Source organism: Rossellomorea marisflavi, from assembly GCF_022170785.1.
Lineage (GTDB): Bacteria > Bacillota > Bacilli > Bacillales > Bacillaceae_B > Rossellomorea > Rossellomorea marisflavi_B.
The window spans coordinates 326,621-344,399 of sequence record NZ_CP081870.1; the positions used below are offsets into that span (position 1 = coordinate 326,621).

Below are 17,779 nucleotides of genomic sequence, written 5' to 3' on the forward strand. Positions count from 1 at the left end.
ATACGATTTATGACAGTCGATGACGTGGATGCCGTCATGGAAATTGAAGAACAATCCTTCACCGTTCCGTGGAGTCGGGAAGCGTTCATAAGTGAAATGGAAGAGAACCATCTGTCCATGTATATCGTCATTGAAGATGAAAGTGGGATTGCGGGCTACTGTGGCGTATGGATGGTCGTGGATGAAGCGCATATCACGAATGTGGCCGTCCTTCCTTCCCACCGAGGGAAGGGGTACGGGGAGCTTCTCATGCGCAAGATCATGGAGATGGCCATAGAGTCAGGTGCGAGGGTCATGACCCTCGAGGCCCGGGTGAGCAATGTGCCAGCACAGAGCCTGTATAGGAAACTCGGATTCCAAAACGGCGGGATCCGGAAACGATATTATTCTGATAATCAAGAGGATGCTTTAGTAATGTGGGTGAATTTATGATGAAAGATACGTTCGTATTAGGAATTGAAACCAGCTGTGATGAAACGGCCGTTTCCATCGTGAAGAATGGGACGGAAATCGTCAGTAATGTTGTCTCATCTCAGATTGAAAGCCATAAGCGCTTCGGTGGTGTCGTGCCGGAGATTGCGTCGCGGCATCATGTGGAGCAGGTGACGTTTGTCCTCCAGGAAGCCCTCGATCAAGCAGAGATGACGATGGAAGACGTCGACTGCATCGCGGTGACGGAAGGACCGGGACTTGTAGGAGCGCTGTTAATTGGCGTCAATGCAGCCAAGGCCCTTGCATTTGCACATAACAAACCGTTGGTCGGTGTCCATCATATTGCCGGACATATCTATGCCAACCGCCTCATTCATGAAATGACGTTCCCCCTCCTATCCCTGGTGGTATCAGGAGGGCATACGGAGCTTGTCCTCATGAAGGGGCACGGTGAGTTCGAAGTGATCGGGGAGACGCGTGATGACGCAGCCGGGGAGGCATATGATAAAGTGGCCCGTACGCTAGGGCTCCCGTACCCTGGTGGTCCCCATATCGATCGTCTGGCCCATGAAGGGGAGCCGGTCATCGACCTTCCAAGGGCGTGGCTTGAGGAAGGATCCTATGATTTCAGCTTCAGCGGCTTAAAGTCGTCCGTGATCAATACTCTCCATAATGCAAAGCAGAAGGGGAATGAGATCAAGCCGGAGGATCTCGCAGCAAGCTTCCAGGCAAGCGTCATTGATGTACTCGTGACGAAGGCGAAAAGGGCTGTGGAAGAATACGGTGTGGGACAACTTCTTCTAGCAGGTGGAGTTGCGGCCAATAAAGGGCTGCGCGAGACGTTGGAGACCACGTTTGAAAGCCATGCGTGTGAGCTCATCGTCCCGCCCCTGTCCCTGTGTACGGATAATGCGGCCATGATTGCCGCTGCAGGAACCATCCTGTTTGAACAAGGCAAGCGTGGCGGACTGGATATGAACGCAAATCCGGGATTGGATCTGGAACAGTTTTAATAAGATTACACCTCGAATGGAATCGTCCGTTCGAGGTTTTTTATTGGGAACGTACGTTTTATCAACAGTCTGTGGATAATTTGGGGATAAGTAGTGCGTAAGATGTGAATGGATTGTGAAAAACAGTTGGGGATATGTAGAATTTGGAATGTGGATAATGTGGATAAATCAACCGATAATTGTGGATAGTGTGGAAAACGATTGTGGATATAGAAATGACGAGGGTGGAAATGTGGATAATCATGTGGATGAATAGTGGAGGGTTTTTTCTAAAAGAAGCACTTCCCTATACTTTACCCGTTTATACCATCTCACTAACCAAAGAAGCGGTTCAAGGTCATTTCGACCTTGAACCGCTTCTGTTTTACTCTTCCACTAATTCTTCCAGCTCCGTCCACTCTTCCAAAAGAACATCCATTTCTTCTTTGGCAATGGTCAGTTCGTCATTCAAAGTCTGAACCCGTTCGTGATCCTGGAAAATATCCGGATCGCACAGGAGGGTTTCTTTTTCTTCGATGGACCCTTCCAGTACGGTCATCTTCTCTTCGATCTCTTCAATGCGCCGTTTTCGTTGACGCTCAAGCTTTTTGGCTTCTTTATCAATCTTATGCGACTGCTTTTGCTGCGTAGCCTTGACCGGTTCTGCATTCGTCTGTTCCAGGGCGGCGAGCTCTTCCTGCTCCGCAAGTTTATGGAGATAGTAGTCGTAATCCCCGAGGTATTCGGTGGATCCGCCTGTGGATAGCTCGATCACCTTGGTGGCGATGCGGTTGATGAAGTAGCGGTCATGGGATACGAACAGGATCGTGCCCGGGTAGTCGATAAGGGCATTCTCGAGCACCTCTTTGCTATCTAGGTCGAGATGGTTCGTCGGCTCATCGAGGATGAGGACGTTGCCTTTTTCCATCATCATCTTGGAGAGGGCGAGGCGGGCCTTTTCCCCTCCGCTCAGGGTGTTGACGGGTTTCAGGACGTCTTCACCCGTGAAGAGGAAGTTCCCGAGGACGGTCCTGATTTCTTTTTCATTCCTCATCGGGTATTCATCCCACAGTTCATTGAGGACCGATTTGTTAGACGAAAGGTCCGCTTGCTGCTGATCATAGTAAGAGATGGATACATTGGATCCGAATTTGAAGTCCCCACTCAGTGCCTGCAACTTGTTCACCAGGGTCTTGAGGAGGGTGGACTTACCGATCCCGTTCGGTCCGACAAGGGCGATGCTGTCCCCTTTTTTGATGGAGAAGTCGATATGGGAGGCGATGGCTTCCCCGTCCTCGTACCCGATGGTGAGGTCATTGACGTGAAGGACGTCATTCCCGCTCGGGCGATCGATCTGGAAGGCGAAGGAGGCAGACTTTTCGTCACCTTGCGGCCTGTCCATAAGTTCCATGCGCTCAAGTTTCTTTCGCCTGCTCTGGGCCATCTTTGTGGTGGAGGCACGGGCGATATTGCGCTGGACGAAGTCTTCGAGCTTTGCGACCTCCTGCTGCTGGCGCTCATAGAGCTTGAGATCCTTCTCGTAATCCAGCGCCTTCTGTTCGAGGTATTTGCTGTAGTTCCCCACAAACTTCTTGCTCCGGTTCCGGGAAATCTCATACACCTGGTTCACGACGCTATCCAAGAAGTAGCGGTCATGTGAAACGATGAGTACGGCACCCGGATAGCCTTGAAGATACCCTTCGAGCCAGGAAAGCGTCTCGATGTCCAGATGGTTCGTCGGCTCATCGAGGATGAGGATATCAGGCTTGGTCAGGAGGAGCTTCGCAAGGGCGAGGCGGGTCTTCTGACCACCGGAAAGGGTGGAGATCTTCGTCCCGTGGTCGAAGGAAGCGAAATTCAATCCGTGGAGGACGGAGCGGATATCGGCTTCATACTGATAGCCACCGGACTCCTTGAAGGTGACTTGAAGTTCGTCGTATTCCTTCAGTACCCGCTGATAGCGGTCTTCATCTTCATAGACGGACGGATCCGCCATCTCTGCTTCCAACCTCCTAAGCTGCTTTTCCTGTTGGAGGAGGTGTTCGAATACCGTCAGCATCTCGCCCCAAATGGAAAGCTCCGACTCGAGGCCTGTATTCTGGGCCAGGTAGCCGATGCTCACACCCTTTGGCTTCGTGATCTCTCCGGAGTCATGGGACAGCTGGCCTGCGATGATCTTCAGGAGGGTCGATTTGCCGGCACCGTTGCGGCCGACGAGGGCGACCCGGTCCTTGGTTTGGATCTCCAATTTGATATTGGTCAATATATTATCTGCGCCAAAATTTTTGGTCAGCTGATTCACTTGTAATAGAATCATGTCGGTTCACCTCTGTTTCATTAGTGCTAGTGTACCGTATTTCCCAGGTGGACGGCAATAAAAGGGGAGGAACTATGACTATTAATCTGGATACAAATAGGATAGAATAGAGTGTATGATGGAAAATAGATAAAAGATATACCTTCTTTTTGGAAGCGCTGACAGACCAGGAAGAAGAGGGTTTATAAGATGTGGGGGAATACAAGAGATGAATCAGGAAACAACGAAAATTCCACAGGCAACGGCCAAGCGCCTTCCGCTATACTACCGCTTCATCAAGAATCTGTATGCTTCAGGTAAGCAGCGGGTATCGTCGAAGGAGTTAAGCGAAGCCGTGAAAGTGGATTCCGCGACCATCCGGAGGGATTTCTCCTATTTTGGAGCGTTAGGGAAGAAGGGCTATGGGTATAATGTGAATTATCTCCTATCCTTTTTCAGGGAAACGCTTGACCAGGATGAACTGACGAAGGTCGTATTGATCGGCGTGGGGAATCTCGGAACGGCTTTTCTTCATTACAATTTCATAAAGAATAACAATACAAAGATCGAAATGGCCTTCGAGGTGGATGAAACGAAGGTGGGGACGGAAATCAGCGATGTGCCCGTCCACCATATGGATGAGCTGGAGGAGAAGCTGAAGGGGATGGATATCGAAGTCGCGATCCTGACTGTGCCGGCCTCATCTGCTCAAAATATCACAGATCGCCTTGTGTCTTCGAAGATCAAGGGGATCCTGAACTTCACACCTGCACGCCTGACGGTTCCTGATCATATCAGGGTCCATCACATCGATCTGGCCGTGGAACTTCAGTCACTTGTCTACTTCCTCAAGCATTACTCAGGGGAAGACACGGAAATGTCACAAGATGGAATCGTAACGGAATAGAAAATTCTGACCATTTGCGTTATGATAGAAGCATATAAGGGGAGGTGTCTCATTATGGTAGGTCCTGGAAGTATGGTGCTGATTGCAGTGGTGGCCCTTTTAATTTTTGGCCCGAAAAAATTACCGGAGCTTGGCAAAGCAGCCGGCAATACACTACGTGAATTCAAGAACGCAACCAAAGGCTTAGCGGATGATGAAGACGATAAGAACAAAAGTGCCAAGTAAAGCCAAGTAAAGTAGGATGTGCGCCATGAGTCAAACTCAAAAGGATATGACAGTCTTTGAACATATAGGAGAATTGCAGAAACGACTCATGTTTGTAGTCGTTTTCTTCTTGTTAGCCGTTGTGGCAAGCTTCTTCCTTGCCGAACCGCTCATCAAGTACCTGCAGCATGCGGATGAAGCAAAAGAAATGACGATGAATGCCTTCCGCGTGACGGATCCACTCAAGATCTATATGGAAATGATCATGTTCATCGCGGCGGTCATGACGTCACCGGTTATCCTCTATCAAGTATGGTCATTCATATCCCCCGGTCTTTATGAGAAGGAGCGGAAGGTGACCCTGAGCTACATACCGGTGTCCGTCCTGCTGTTCCTAGGTGGACTGGCATTTTCCTACTTCATTCTGTTCCCGTATGTTGTATCGTTCATGATGCGGCTATCAGGAGATCTCGATATCCAGCAGGTGATCGGGATTAATGAGTACTTCCAATTCCTCTTCCAGATCACCCTTCCATTCGGTCTGCTGTTCCAGCTGCCAGTGGTGATGCTGTTCCTGACGAGGCTCGGGATCATCACGCCGATGATGATGGCGAAGGCAAGGAAAGTCGCCTACTTCATCCTCCTTGTGATCGCCGCCCTCATCACGCCGCCGGACATCGTCTCCCATATGATGGTGACCCTGCCGATGTTGGTCCTTTATGAAATCAGCATCGCGATTTCACGGATCGGCTACAAGAAATACCTTGAGGCCGAGCAGCAGATGGAAATCGAACGCGTGGAAGAAGAGTTGAAACAGCGCAAAGGATAAAGAAAACCGGATCCACCCGATCTTCATGGAAACGAAGTCGGATGGATCCGGTTTTTGTTTTAAGCGGCTTATTTCTTCTGGTTCAGCTGCTGCTTGATCCTGAAGTGGAGCAGGACCATGCGGATGCCCGAACCAAAGTCCAGCGTGGCAAGGAAGATCAGCATATAGGTGAAAAATCCCCAGCCTGTATCCCGGACCGTATGGATGGCAAAATAGGTGAACAGCACCCCAAGAAGAATGTAAATCACGCCGGAGAACAGGGGTGATCGTCTCATTATAGGAAACCTCCAATAAATCCTTGTATTTTTTCAGCTTCATTCATGATCTTTTCGATTTCATCCCGGTAGACGGTCTGCATGATGACCACCATCGTATTCATGGCCACATGGGCGCAGATCGGTACGAGGATTCGTTTCGTTCGTACATATAGGAAGGCAAACGTGAAGCCCATGGCAGAGTACAGGATCACATGTACCGGCTCGAAGTGGGCAAGGGCGAAAATCACGGAGCTGATCAATGCGGCGAAGAAAAAGTTCATTCGCTGATAGAGTGCCCCAAAAATGATCTTCCTGAACACGATTTCTTCCAGGATCGGCCCGATGATGGCAACGACGATCATGGCAAGGGGAACATTGTCCACGATGCCCATGATGTTCTGTGTGTTTTCAGAACCGGCCTGGATGCCGAGGAGGGTCTCGATCTGGATGGCGATGGCTTGTGCGAAGAACGCCATGAAGATCCCGACGACGGCCCAGACGATGGAAATCCCGGCGCCTGCAGGGGCAGAGCGCTCGAGCTTAAGTTTCGATGGTGAGCTTTTTCTCAGGATGAGCAGGACGATGATCAAGGTCGCGGCAAAGCTGAAGATCAGCCAGGAACCGACGGCCACCTGCTGCATGTATTCTTTCGTCTGTCCAAACACTTCTGTGCCGGCCTTATAAAACAGGAGCGGTCCAACCGCACCGGCGAGCTGCATGACAATATAGGCGATCAAAATGTATCCATAATGTTTATTCAACGTTTTATCTCCTTTTAAGCAAGCCTTAGGCCTGACAGGACAGACCCTTGTACAATTCTACTAATAAATGCGGAACTGTTCAAATCTCACGGTCATGGGAATATTGCCGGGAATCGCCACATAGGATAGTGAGGTGTGAAAAAAGGGGGAAAATGACGAAAAAATTTTTAAGCAGGACTCTTGCAAAATGAAAACGAATTATTTAATATAATAACTGTGTTAGCACTCATGTTAAGCGAGTGCTAAAAACCAATCTACATATTTTCAAGGAGGTTGTTTCACTTGTTAAAACCACTAGGTGATCGCGTCGTAATCGAGCTAGTCGAAACAGAAGAAAAGACAGCAAGCGGTATCGTACTCCCGGATTCTGCTAAGGAAAAACCGCAAGAAGGTAAGATTGTCGCTGTAGGTACAGGTCGCGTTCTTGACAACGGTGAGCGCGTCGCTCTTGAAGTGTCTGTAGGCGATCGAATCATCTTCAGTAAATACTCTGGTACAGAAGTGAAATACCAAGGCACAGAATATCTCATCCTTCGTGACAACGATATCCTTGCCATCGTAGGCGAATAATTAATCGAATCAACACATATACGCACCAACCATGAACTGATATTAAAGGAGGACGTTTGAAATGGCTAAAGAAATTAAATTCAGCGAAGAAGCACGCCGTTCCATGCTTCGCGGGGTAGACCAATTAGCAAACGCAGTAAAAGTAACACTTGGACCAAAAGGTCGCAATGTTGTACTTGAGAAGAAATTCGGTTCTCCACTCATCACCAATGATGGTGTAACCATTGCGAAAGAAATCGAGCTTGAAGATGCATTCGAAAACATGGGTGCGAAGCTTGTAGCGGAAGTCGCAAGCAAAACAAATGAAATCGCCGGTGACGGTACAACGACTGCAACGGTCCTAGCGCAAGCGATGATCCGTGAAGGTCTTAAAAACGTAACAGCAGGAGCAAACCCTGTCGGCGTACGTAAAGGGATCGAGAAGGCTGTCCAAGGGGCTGTCGAAGAGCTGAAAGCCATCTCTAAACCAATCGAAGGCAAAGAATCCATCGCACAAGTTGCAGCGATCTCTGCAGCGGACGAAGAAGTCGGCCAATTGATTGCTGAAGCCATGGAGCGCGTAGGCAACGACGGTGTCATCACCATCGAAGAATCAAAAGGATTCACGACTGAGCTTGACGTCGTAGAAGGTATGCAGTTCGACCGTGGATATGCATCTCCATACATGGTGACAGACTCAGACAAAATGGAAGCGGTCCTTGATAATCCGTACATCCTGATCACGGATAAAAAGATCGGCAACATCCAGGAAGTCCTTCCTGTCCTTGAGCAAGTCGTACAACAAGGCAAACCACTATTGATGGTAGCGGAAGATGTTGAAGGCGAAGCCCTCGCAACACTTGTTGTGAACAAACTTCGCGGTACATTCAACGCAGTGGCTGTCAAAGCACCTGGATTCGGTGACCGTCGTAAAGCAATGCTTGAAGACCTTGCCGTATTGACTGGTGGAGAAGTGATCACAGAAGACCTTGGTCTTGACCTGAAATCTGCCAACATCACACAGCTCGGCCGTGCAGCGAAAGTCGTTGTCACAAAAGAAAACACAACGGTTGTCGAAGGCTCTGGAGATCCAGAAAAAATCGCAGCCCGCGTAAACCAAATCCGTGCTCAATTAGAAGAATCTACTTCTGAATTCGATAAAGAAAAACTCCAAGAACGCCTTGCGAAGCTTGCTGGTGGAGTAGCCGTCGTGAAAGTCGGAGCTGCTACTGAAACCGAGCTCAAAGAGCGCAAACTACGCATCGAAGACGCATTGAACTCTACACGTGCGGCAGTCGAAGAAGGAATCGTATCCGGTGGTGGTACGGCTCTAGTGAACGTCTACAATAAAGTCGCTTCCATCGAAGCAGACAGCGATGTAGCTACTGGAATCAACATCGTCCTTCGCGCACTCGAAGAACCAATCCGTCAAATCGCACACAACGCCGGCCTTGAAGGCTCCATCATCGTGGAACGCCTCAAGAAAGAAGAAGTGGGCGTAGGCTTCAACGCCGCAACAGGCGAATGGGTCAACATGATCGAACAAGGAATCGTCGACCCAACCAAAGTAACACGATCTGCCCTCCAAAACGCAGCATCTGTAGCAGCTATGTTCTTGACTACAGAAGCAGTCGTTGCTGACATCCCAGAAGAAGGCGGCGGTATGCCGGATATGTCTGGAATGGGCGGTATGGGTGGAATGGGCGGCATGATGTAATCTGCCCTTCAAACCACTGATTTATTATGGGGAACCATTCTGCTTAGATAACGGTCCGCATACTTCAAGGAGACTCCCGCAAGTTGCATAAACTTGTGGGAGTCTCCTTTTTCTTAAAATAGATCTTTAATTAACATATTGCTTCTCTTTTAAATGTATCTTCAGAGTTGAGTTAATAAAAGGTAGATAAGAATCGAATAAGAATTTCAAAAAGAGTTGACCCCACAACCAAATGTTTCAAATAGTTGATACCGAACCTCAAACAAAATATACTTAACTAAGAGCTATCTTGTCTCATAATATGAAAGCATTTTCATAAACAGACATACGCGTTTATACTACTAAAAAGAACGACATTGACTTCAAGGATTCCCGTCATTCGACGAGATTGAATCCGTTCGTTCAAATGTTCACAAAAGGAAGGGAAAAAGATGAAAAAACTATTGGGAATCGATTTAGGTGGAACCACCGTTAAATTTGCTATTATGACTGAAGATGGTGAGATTCAACAGAAGTGGAGCATTGGGACGGATATCCGGAACGATGGGAAGCAAATTGTGCCACAGATCATTGAGTCGATTAATCACCATTTGGAATTATACGGGTTGAGCGCTGATACATTCTTGGGGATCGGCATGGGCTCTCCTGGGACGGTTGATCGGGAAAATGGGACTGTCATCGGAGCGTATAATTTGAATTGGAGCACCCTGATACCGGTTAGACAAATGATCGAAGCGGGTACGGGGATCCCTCTTTATATCGACAATGATGCGAACGTTGCTGCATTGGGTGAAGGATGGAAAGGTGCCGGTGAAAACGGCAAGGATGTGGTGTTCGTGACTCTCGGTACGGGTGTCGGCGGTGGCATCATTGCTGAAGAGAATCTTCTTCATGGAAACGTGGGGGCTGCAGGGGAGATCGGTCATATGATCGTCGAGCCTGAAGGGTACCTTTGTACGTGTGGGAATCATGGTTGCTTGGAAACCGTGGCAAGTGCGACAGGTGTTGTCCGTCTCGCCAGGGATCTGTCTGAGGAATACGCTGGTGATTCCGAATTAAAGGAATTGATTGATGACGGACAGGAATTGACGGCCAAGACCATCTTTGATCAGGCAAAAGCCGGCGATCCCCTCGCCGTCATCGTAGCCGATAAATTCTTCTTCTATCTTGGACTTGCATGTGCGAACATTGGGAATCTCCTCAACCCTGAGACGATTGTCATCGGCGGTGGAGTTTCGGCAGCGGGAGACATGCTCTTGGAAGGTGTAGAGAAATACTTCCAGCAGTTCGCCTTCCCGTCCATCCGGACAAGCACGAAGTTGAAACTGGCTCAGCTTGGAAATGACGCAGGTGTGATTGGTGCAGGTTCATTGGTGACTCGGCAAAAATAACATCATCCGTGCAGGCTGAAGTCCGGTAAGATCGGACGAAGATGCATAAATCATGGAACCTCTTCGCTCGTTGAGCGAAGAGGTTTTTTCTATATCCAGGACGATTGGGGGAGTCTACTGCTCGACCACGGGTGGAGAGGCTTTTTTTCATAGATTGAAAGTTGAGCCCTAAAAAAGTGACCGTTGCAACGGTCACTTTTCAGAGAATCATTGGACGTTGTATGCGTTACCATGAAAACAAGGAGGTAAGGAGATGAGTTCAAAAGTCAGTTATGAACAAGATCTATTACGCTATCTTTCAAAAAAGCAGGAGTATGTAACATCGAAGGATCTCCTTGAAGTACTGAATGTTTCACAAAAGACCGTTTATCGGTTGATTAATAAAATTAATGCAGAATGCGATGGGGAACCATTGATCGTGTCCGAGCGGGGAAGAGGCTACCGACTGGATTACGAGAAGTTCATTGCGTATCAGAAGCATCTGGCGAATCCGAAGCAAGGACAGCTCACTCCTCAGGAGAGACGGAAACGGATCATGGGAGAGTTATTATTATTGTCGCCCACCCCGATCAATGTGTATCACTTGTTCAGCCATTACTATGTGGGTGAATCTGTTACCTTCCATGATGAGCAGATGATGAGCGAAGAGCTGAAGAAATATCATCTGGTCCTGGAGCGGAAGAGACGGACATTAGCGATTCTGGGAGAAGAGGTCAATATCCGGAAGGCCCTTAAAGACACCATCGAGATCTTCAACACCATCGACCTCGATGATTTGAAGAGGAATCAGGAGCTTCAATTCAATCAGTATGACGTGTTATTCATACTGGATCAGCTGAGGAAGATTGAAGAGGACCTGGAGATCACGATCCCTTATCCGTATAATGTGAACATTTTTTCTCACTTGTATATCTTACTGAGCCGCTCACGCAAGGTTTCAACACGGATGTTCTCCGGAACAATTTCAGAAGAAGAAATGGATACGATGATGAACGACTTTTTGTATCCGGTTGCAAAAAAGACGATCCAGAACATCGAGAAGTACCTGCATACGCCTTTGCCGGACAGTGAAATCTATTTCCTCTATCAGTATCTGGTGTCGTCCCGCATGCAGGGGTCGCTATCCATCACGTCCACGTTTTCATTAGAGGTAATGGACGTGACGAATGCCTATATCGATCATATGAGCAGCATAGTGGGAATCGAGTTTGATCACAAGGCCATGTTCATCGATCTTGCCAATCATATCAAGCCCATGCTGAATCGCCTGGCGCATAAAATCCGGGTGCAGAACAATCTACTGAGTCAGATCGAGAGTACGTATGAAGAAGTCTTCACCGGGGTGAAAAAAGTGTCCCGCATGGTGAGTGAAACGTTCAAGCTACCGGTCATAAATGACGATGAGATCGGCTTCATCACCCTGTATTTTGCCAAGGCCCTTGAAACCGGTCAACATCATCGACCGCTGAAAACCTTGATCATGTGCACGACGGGGATCGGGACATCCGAGCTGTTGAAGGCGAAGGTGGCGAAGAAGTTCCCTGAACTCGAGATCGTCGATGTGATCGCATCACGCAATATCCGGATGATTCAGGAGAACTATGCCGATGCCGATCTGATCTTGAGTACGGTTCAGATCACCGAAGAAGTACCGATCCCGTCCTTACTGGTCAGCGCCATGTTTACAGCCGATGATCAGAAACGACTGCAGGCGAAGATCGAGGTGATCCAGCGTGGCCACTAACTCACTCTATCAGGTTCATTTCCGGTCTGAGCTGGCATCACGGGAATCAGTCTACTCCTTTTGTGCCGATCACGCATCGACCGATTCGTCGACCCGGCAGCATCTTCTCCAGGCCTTCCATGACCGGGAGAAGGTGGGCAGTACCCAGATTGCAGAGCATGTCGTCATGCCCCATATCGAGAGTAGCCAACTGGACAAGAGTCAAATCATCGTCATACGTCCGGCTGAACCGATTCAATGGGAAGCAGGAATCGAAAAAATCCAGTTAGTGATCGTGCTTTTATTGAAACAAAATGAAAGCGCTACGATAAAAAGAGAGCTCATCCGCTTCACACGCACCCTGGCAGATGAAGACCATCTTAACGAAATTCTTGAGACAGAAGAAGAAGTAGCATTCACCAACAAAATCATACCAAATAGGGAGGAATCACAATGAAAATCGTAGGAGTAGCAGCATGCACAGTCGGAATCGCACACACATACATCGCACAGGAAAAGCTGGAGAACGCAGGGAAGAAAGCCGGTCATGAGATCCAGATCGAAACGCAGGGAACCATCGGGGTTGAAAATGCCCTGACTCAAAACCAGGTCGATGAAGCGGATATCGTCATCTTGGCTTCTGATGTAAAAATTGCTGGACGCGAGCGCTTTGAAGGGAAACGCATCATCCAGGTGACGACGGAAATCGCCGTGAAGTCACCCAATAAACTCATCCAAAAAGCGGCAGAGGTTGTCAGCCAGCAGAACTAAACAGGGGGCGAACATGATGGAAGTAAAGGACATTGTTGACTTGAATACGATTCATACGAACATCCGGGCCACGAATAAGGAAGAGGCCATTCAAGAACTGGCCGAAACGTTGTTGGTGAACGGATACATCACTGATATGGAAGATTTTCTTAAGGATATCTATGCAAGGGAAGCGATGGGCCAGACAGGCATCGGGAATTATATCGCGATTCCTCATGGGAAGAGTGACTCGGTCAAGAAGATCGGGGTGGCGATCGGGATCACCCAAGATGAAATCGAGTGGGAGACCCTCGACGGGAAGGGCGTCAAAGGCATCATTCTCTTCGCGGTCGGCAATGACAACGACGGGGCGCAAACTCACCTGAAACTGTTATCGCTGTTTGCGAGGAAACTGGGGAATGACGAGGTCATCGAAAAGATGCTGCAGTCTGAAAATGCAGAGGATGTAAGAGAGGCACTGTGCAGCTAGAGAGGCGATACATCTGAAGCTTTACTGATAGGTTGGCTGTTTTTTAGTTGCTGAGATTGAATGTCAAAATCGACGATTTGATCGTAGGAGGAAGAAAGATGAGTAAACTAAAACAATTAAATCTGAAGGGTCACCTGTTGACGGCGATTTCCTATCTGATTCCGATCGTGTGTGGAGCGGGCTTCCTGATTGCGATCGGTATGGGATTCGGAGGCACGGCACAAGGGTCCCTCGTACAAGGTGAATTCTCTATATGGGATGCGCTTGCGACCATGGGTGGCGCAGGGCTGGGGCTTCTGCCCGTCGTCATTGCCACGGGGATCTCGTATTCAATTGCCGGTAAGCCGGGGATTGCGCCGGGTTTCATCATCGGGTTGACGGCTAATGCCATCAGCGCAGGCTTTATCGGAGGAATTCTTGGAGGATTCTTATCCGGATTTTTAGCAGTAGCACTGATCAAATATATTAATGTTCCGAAGTGGGCGAAAGGGCTCATGCCTACGCTGATCGTTCCGTTCTTCACATCCATCATTGGCGGACTGATCATGGTGTATGTGATCGGAATTCCGATTGCTGCGCTCACGTCACTCCTCACCACCGCCCTCAACAGTCTCGGCACTTCTTCATTATTGGTATTCGGGGGTGTGGTTGGACTCTTGAGCGGCGTTGATTTCGGCGGACCGATCAATAAGACCGTATTTGCCTTTGTCCTGACGATGCAGGCAGAGGGAATCAACGGACCGATCACAGCGCTTCAGCTTGTCAATACGGCTACACCGATCGGATTCGGACTTTCCTTCTTCATTGCGAAATTGTTCGGCAAGAACATCTACACCCGTTCAGAAGTGGAAACGTTGAAATCGGCTGTGCCCATGGGCGTCATCAACATTGTCGAAGGTGTCATTCCGATTGTGATGAACGACATCGTCCGCTGTGTGACGGCAGTCGCCATCGGGGGTGCTGCCGGAGGAGCGGTTACCATGGTTCTCGGGGCCGATGCAACGGTACCGTTCGGCGGTGTACTCATGCTTCCGACCATGTCCCAGCCTTGGACAGGAGCGGTAGCCATTCTCGTCAACGTATTGGTAACGGGCGTTGCCCTGGCACTGCTTAAGAAGAATGTAAAAGAAGGTGAACAGATCGAAGTGGAGGAAGAAGACATCGATCTCGACGATATTAAAATCATTTGATTCATAGAGAAGTGGAGGAAATATAGATGAAAAAAGTAGAATTTTCCCCATCGCTCATGACGATGGACCTGGATCAATTTAAAGAGCAGATCACATTCCTCAATGACCATGTGGGCTCGTATCACATCGACATCATGGACGGGCACTATGTTCCCAATATCACGTTATCTCCGTGGTTCATCCAGGAGGTGCGCAAGATCAGCAACCTTCCATTGTCAGCGCATCTCATGGTGACCAATCCAAGTTTTTGGGTGCAGCAGCTGGTCGATCTGAAATGCGAGTGGATTTGCATGCACGCAGAAGTCCTCGATGGCCTAGCCTTCCGCTTGATTGATCAGATCCAGAATGCGGGACTGAAAGCAGGCGTTGTCCTGAATCCGGAGACGCCGATCGACACGATCTTCCCTTATATCGATCTCGTGGATAAGATCACCATCATGACCGTCGACCCCGGTTTCGCGGGTCAGCGTTTCATCGACAGCACCCTCGATAAGATCGTGGCATTAAGGGAGCTGAGGGAAGAGAAGGGTTATCGCTATGTGATCGAAATGGATGGCTCTTCAAGCAGGAAGACCTTCAAGAAGATCGATGCGGCCGGGCCGGATGTTTACATTGTCGGCCGGAGCGGATTATTCGGACTGAGCGAAGATATCGAAACATCATGGAAAACGATGTGCCAGGATTATGAAGATATGACGCAGAAGGTCCTATCATAATGTGTGGGGGTTGGGATCATTCTCAACCCTTTCATTATGCGAAAAAGAGATAAAGGAGCGAACGAATATGACACTTCAAACGAAGCAGACAATCGATACATTGGCGATCAATACAATCAGGACATTGGCCATCGACGCCATCGAACAGGCGAACTCCGGGCATCCGGGAATCGCCATGGGAGCAGCCCCGATGGCCTACACGCTATGGGCAAAGGAGATGGAAATGAACCCTGGCAATCCCGACTGGATTAACCGCGACCGTTTTGTTTTATCGGCAGGACACGGATCGGCCCTTCTGTATAGCATGCTTCATCTATTCGGCTACGGGCTGACCATGGACGAGCTGAAGAACTTCCGCCAGTGGGGAAGCAAGACACCAGGTCATCCCGAATTCGGTCATACCGTTGGGGTGGAAGCGACTACCGGCCCCCTTGGACAGGGAATCGCCATGGCCGTCGGAATGGCGATGGCAGAGAGACATCTTGCCGACACCTATAATCAGGAAGACTATGACGTGATCAATCATTATACTTACAGCCTATGCGGCGATGGAGACTTGATGGAAGGCGTATCGGCTGAAGCTGCTTCTCTGGCAGGACATCTGAAGCTTGGGCGGCTCGTCGTGCTCTACGATTCGAATGACATCTCTCTGGACGGAGACCTGAATCGATCATTCTCTGAAAGTGTGGAAGATCGCTTCAAGTCATATGGTTGGCATGTGGTGCGGGTGGAAGATGGCAATGACGTAGACGCCATCCAGGCAGCCATCCAAGAGGCAAAGGCGGAAACGGACCGTCCTACATTGATCGAGGTGAAAACGACCATCGGCTTCGGATCCCCGAATAAAGCCGGATCTTCTGCGTGTCATGGGGCGCCCTTGGGGGAGGAAGAAGTGAAGCAAACGAAGGCAGCCTATCAATGGGAAGCCGACACACCATTCTTTGTACCGGAAGAAGTGGAGAAGCATTTCGCCGGGATGATGGAAGCAGGCAAAGCAAAAGAGGCCACCTGGAACGAGCGGTTTGAAGCGTACAAGGCATCCTATCCGGAGCTTGCCTCTCAGTTGGAACGTGCGGTGAAAGGCGAACTTCCCGACGATTGGAAGGAAGCGTTCCCTCCTTTTGAGGCTGGTTCGAAGATCGCTACCCGTTCCTCTTCAGGGGTCATCTTGAATGCAGCGGCTTCGTCCATTCCTGAACTCATCGGAGGATCTGCCGACCTGGCAGGCTCGAATAAGACCCTGATCTCATCAGAGAAGAACTTCGCCCTGGATGGGTATGCGGCCCGGAACATCTGGTTCGGCGTACGGGAATTTGCCATGGGGTCAGCTCTGAACGGGATGGCCCTTCATGGAGGCGTGAAGGTCTTCGGGGCCACGTTCTTCGTCTTCTCCGATTACCTGCGTCCGGCTATCCGCTTGGCTGCGCTCATGAAGCTGCCGGTGACGTACGTGTTCACACATGATAGCATTGCTGTCGGTGAAGACGGTCCCACCCACCAGCCCGTCGAGCAACTGGCGGCATTGCGGGCCATGCCGGGAATCTCAGTCATCAGACCCGCCGATGCGAAGGAGACTGCCACTGCCTGGCGCTTGGCCCTCGAAAGCCAGGATCATCCGACGGCACTCGTGCTGACCCGTCAGGATCTCCCGACTCTTGACCTTGATCAGGAACTAGTGGATGAAGGGGTGAGCAAGGGGGCTTATGTCGTCTCGTCGGCTCAAGAGGAAGCGGTAGGCCTGCTCCTCGCAACCGGATCGGAAGTATCACTCGCCATCAACGCACAGCAAGCATTGGCAGACAAAGGTATCCACGTCTCCGTCGTCAGCATGCCGAGCTGGGATCTCTTTGAGCGTCAATCCGCAGCGTATAGGGAGAGCGTGCTACCAAGCCATCTGACAGCACGTCTTGGAATCGAGCTCGGCTCCTCCTTCGGCTGGCGTGAGTACACCGGTCACAAGGGTAAGACGGTCACCGTTGATGGATTCGGTGCATCGGGCCCTGCGGAACGTTTGCTTGAGGAATATGGGTTTACGGTTGAGAATATTGTAGAGACATTCAAGGGACTTTTGAAATAGTGTAGTAGATGAAAACCCACCTGGAAAGGGAACTCCAGGTGGGTTTTCATCTATCCAAACGTTTCATTAAACAAATATTGGGTATGAAGTGAAACAGCTACTAGAATATGAGAAAATAACCCCAAACCCATTCAAGAAAGGACGATGCCCAATGACGGAACCAGTCTACATCCGAGAAGGCTTCGCAAATATGTTGAAAGGCAAGGAGGGGGTGGGAGGCAAGCTTTACCTCGATGAGAAGATGCTCCATCATAAGCCTCATGCGATCAATATCCAACGAGAAGAGACGGCCGTACTTCTAACGGAAGTTGCATCGGTTGAGCGCGTACGCAATAGACTGCTTGGAATACCCTTGCTGAACAATGGTTTGAAGGTGACGCTGCATAGCGGTCTTGAGGTACAGTATGTGGTGAATAAGGCAGGCCAGTGGGTAGAGGATGTGGAGCGGTCGGTTGCCGATGCGAAGAAGTCGGGCGTGGTATAACGCTTGGCTTTTTT

At 49.5% G+C, this 17,779-nt stretch carries 19 protein-coding genes; 16 read left to right on the forward strand and 3 right to left on the reverse strand.

All coding sequences use genetic code 11. The annotated features are described in order from the left end of the window. The first annotated feature begins 9 nt into the window (after positions 1-9). The gene (gene rimI, locus K6T23_RS01815) at positions 10-432 is read left to right on the forward strand and encodes a ribosomal protein S18-alanine N-acetyltransferase (RefSeq protein ID WP_238283461.1); all 423 of its coding nucleotides are present in this window, start codon (positions 10-12) and stop codon (positions 430-432) included. After that, positions 429-1,445, forward strand: a complete 1,017-nt coding sequence (tsaD, locus tag K6T23_RS01820; RefSeq protein WP_056541936.1) for a tRNA (adenosine(37)-N6)-threonylcarbamoyltransferase complex transferase subunit TsaD — start codon at positions 429-431, stop codon at positions 1,443-1,445. Before rimI ends, tsaD begins: the two co-directional genes overlap by 4 nt. Positions 1,446-1,809: 364 nt before the next feature. Here the strand turns inward: tsaD and K6T23_RS01825 are convergent, their stop codons facing one another. Then, positions 1,810-3,741, reverse strand: a complete 1,932-nt coding sequence (locus K6T23_RS01825) for an ABC-F family ATP-binding cassette domain-containing protein (protein WP_238283462.1) — start codon at positions 3,739-3,741, stop codon at positions 1,810-1,812. A gap of 208 nt (positions 3,742-3,949) precedes the next feature. Here K6T23_RS01825 and K6T23_RS01830 point away from each other — a divergent pair, with 208 nt between their 5' ends. The 3 genes from K6T23_RS01830 to tatC are packed head-to-tail and all read left to right on the forward strand — an operon-like array spanning position 3,950 to position 5,660. Continuing rightward, positions 3,950-4,627 carry a redox-sensing transcriptional repressor Rex gene (locus K6T23_RS01830; RefSeq protein ID WP_056541929.1) on the forward strand — a complete coding sequence of 226 codons (678 nt, stop codon included), beginning with the start codon at positions 3,950-3,952 and terminating at the stop codon, positions 4,625-4,627. Positions 4,628-4,681: 54 nt separating this feature from the next. Continuing rightward, positions 4,682-4,852: a twin-arginine translocase TatA/TatE family subunit gene (locus K6T23_RS01835; RefSeq protein ID WP_048007689.1), complete on the forward strand. Its 171-nt coding sequence runs from the start codon at positions 4,682-4,684 to the stop codon at positions 4,850-4,852. A 25-nt stretch (positions 4,853-4,877) separates the two neighbouring features. Further along, entirely contained in the window at positions 4,878-5,660 is a 783-nt protein-coding gene (tatC, locus tag K6T23_RS01840; RefSeq protein WP_056541926.1) for a twin-arginine translocase subunit TatC, read from the forward strand. Between the two features lie 68 nt (positions 5,661-5,728). Here the strand turns inward: tatC and K6T23_RS01845 are convergent, their stop codons facing one another. Further along, positions 5,729-5,935 (reverse strand): YdiK family protein, encoded by a 207-nt coding sequence (locus tag K6T23_RS01845; protein ID WP_048007687.1) that lies wholly within the window; start codon positions 5,933-5,935, stop codon positions 5,729-5,731. Next, the gene (locus K6T23_RS01850) at positions 5,935-6,678 is read right to left on the reverse strand and encodes a CPBP family intramembrane glutamic endopeptidase (RefSeq protein WP_056541923.1); all 744 of its coding nucleotides are present in this window, start codon (positions 6,676-6,678) and stop codon (positions 5,935-5,937) included. The genes K6T23_RS01845 and K6T23_RS01850 overlap by 1 nt, the downstream gene beginning before the upstream one ends. Before the next feature lie 282 nt (positions 6,679-6,960). Between K6T23_RS01850 and groES the strand changes: the two genes are divergently transcribed. From groES to K6T23_RS01905, 11 genes are all read left to right on the forward strand, one after another. Further along, positions 6,961-7,248 carry a co-chaperone GroES gene (gene groES, locus K6T23_RS01855; RefSeq protein WP_048007685.1) on the forward strand — a complete coding sequence of 96 codons (288 nt, stop codon included), beginning with the start codon at positions 6,961-6,963 and terminating at the stop codon, positions 7,246-7,248. Between the two features lie 61 nt (positions 7,249-7,309). Then, on the forward strand, positions 7,310-8,944 hold the full coding sequence (groL, locus tag K6T23_RS01860) for a chaperonin GroEL (protein ID WP_048007684.1): 1,635 nt from the start codon (positions 7,310-7,312) through the stop codon (positions 8,942-8,944). Positions 8,945-9,375: 431 nt separating this feature from the next. Next, the gene (locus tag K6T23_RS01865; protein ID WP_238283463.1) at positions 9,376-10,335 is read left to right on the forward strand and encodes an ROK family glucokinase; all 960 of its coding nucleotides are present in this window, start codon (positions 9,376-9,378) and stop codon (positions 10,333-10,335) included. Positions 10,336-10,588: 253 nt separating this feature from the next. Beyond that, positions 10,589-12,079 (forward strand): BglG family transcription antiterminator, encoded by a 1,491-nt coding sequence (locus K6T23_RS01870; RefSeq protein WP_238283464.1) that lies wholly within the window; start codon positions 10,589-10,591, stop codon positions 12,077-12,079. Beyond that, positions 12,069-12,515, forward strand: coding sequence for a PTS sugar transporter subunit IIA (locus tag K6T23_RS01875; protein ID WP_238283465.1), 447 nt, complete (start codon positions 12,069-12,071; stop codon positions 12,513-12,515). The genes K6T23_RS01870 and K6T23_RS01875 overlap by 11 nt, the downstream gene beginning before the upstream one ends. After that, a complete protein-coding gene (locus tag K6T23_RS01880; protein WP_056541905.1) occupies positions 12,512-12,829 on the forward strand; it encodes a PTS fructose transporter subunit IIB in 318 nt (105 codons plus the stop codon). The genes K6T23_RS01875 and K6T23_RS01880 overlap by 4 nt, the downstream gene beginning before the upstream one ends. Positions 12,830-12,842: 13 nt before the next feature. Next, a complete protein-coding gene (locus K6T23_RS01885; protein ID WP_238283466.1) occupies positions 12,843-13,298 on the forward strand; it encodes a PTS sugar transporter subunit IIA in 456 nt (151 codons plus the stop codon). Between the two features lie 98 nt (positions 13,299-13,396). Continuing rightward, complete coding sequence (locus tag K6T23_RS01890; RefSeq protein WP_238283467.1) at positions 13,397-14,488, forward strand: PTS fructose transporter subunit IIC; 1,092 nt, start codon at positions 13,397-13,399, stop codon at positions 14,486-14,488. 26 nt (positions 14,489-14,514) lie between these two features. After that, positions 14,515-15,204 carry a D-allulose 6-phosphate 3-epimerase gene (alsE, locus tag K6T23_RS01895; RefSeq protein WP_056541895.1) on the forward strand — a complete coding sequence of 230 codons (690 nt, stop codon included), beginning with the start codon at positions 14,515-14,517 and terminating at the stop codon, positions 15,202-15,204. Between the two features lie 67 nt (positions 15,205-15,271). Next, positions 15,272-17,281, forward strand: a complete 2,010-nt coding sequence (gene tkt, locus K6T23_RS01900; protein ID WP_238283468.1) for a transketolase — start codon at positions 15,272-15,274, stop codon at positions 17,279-17,281. 151 nt (positions 17,282-17,432) lie between these two features. Then, positions 17,433-17,765, forward strand: a complete 333-nt coding sequence (locus K6T23_RS01905) for a hypothetical protein (protein WP_238283469.1) — start codon at positions 17,433-17,435, stop codon at positions 17,763-17,765. Positions 17,766-17,779 lie beyond the last annotated feature (14 nt).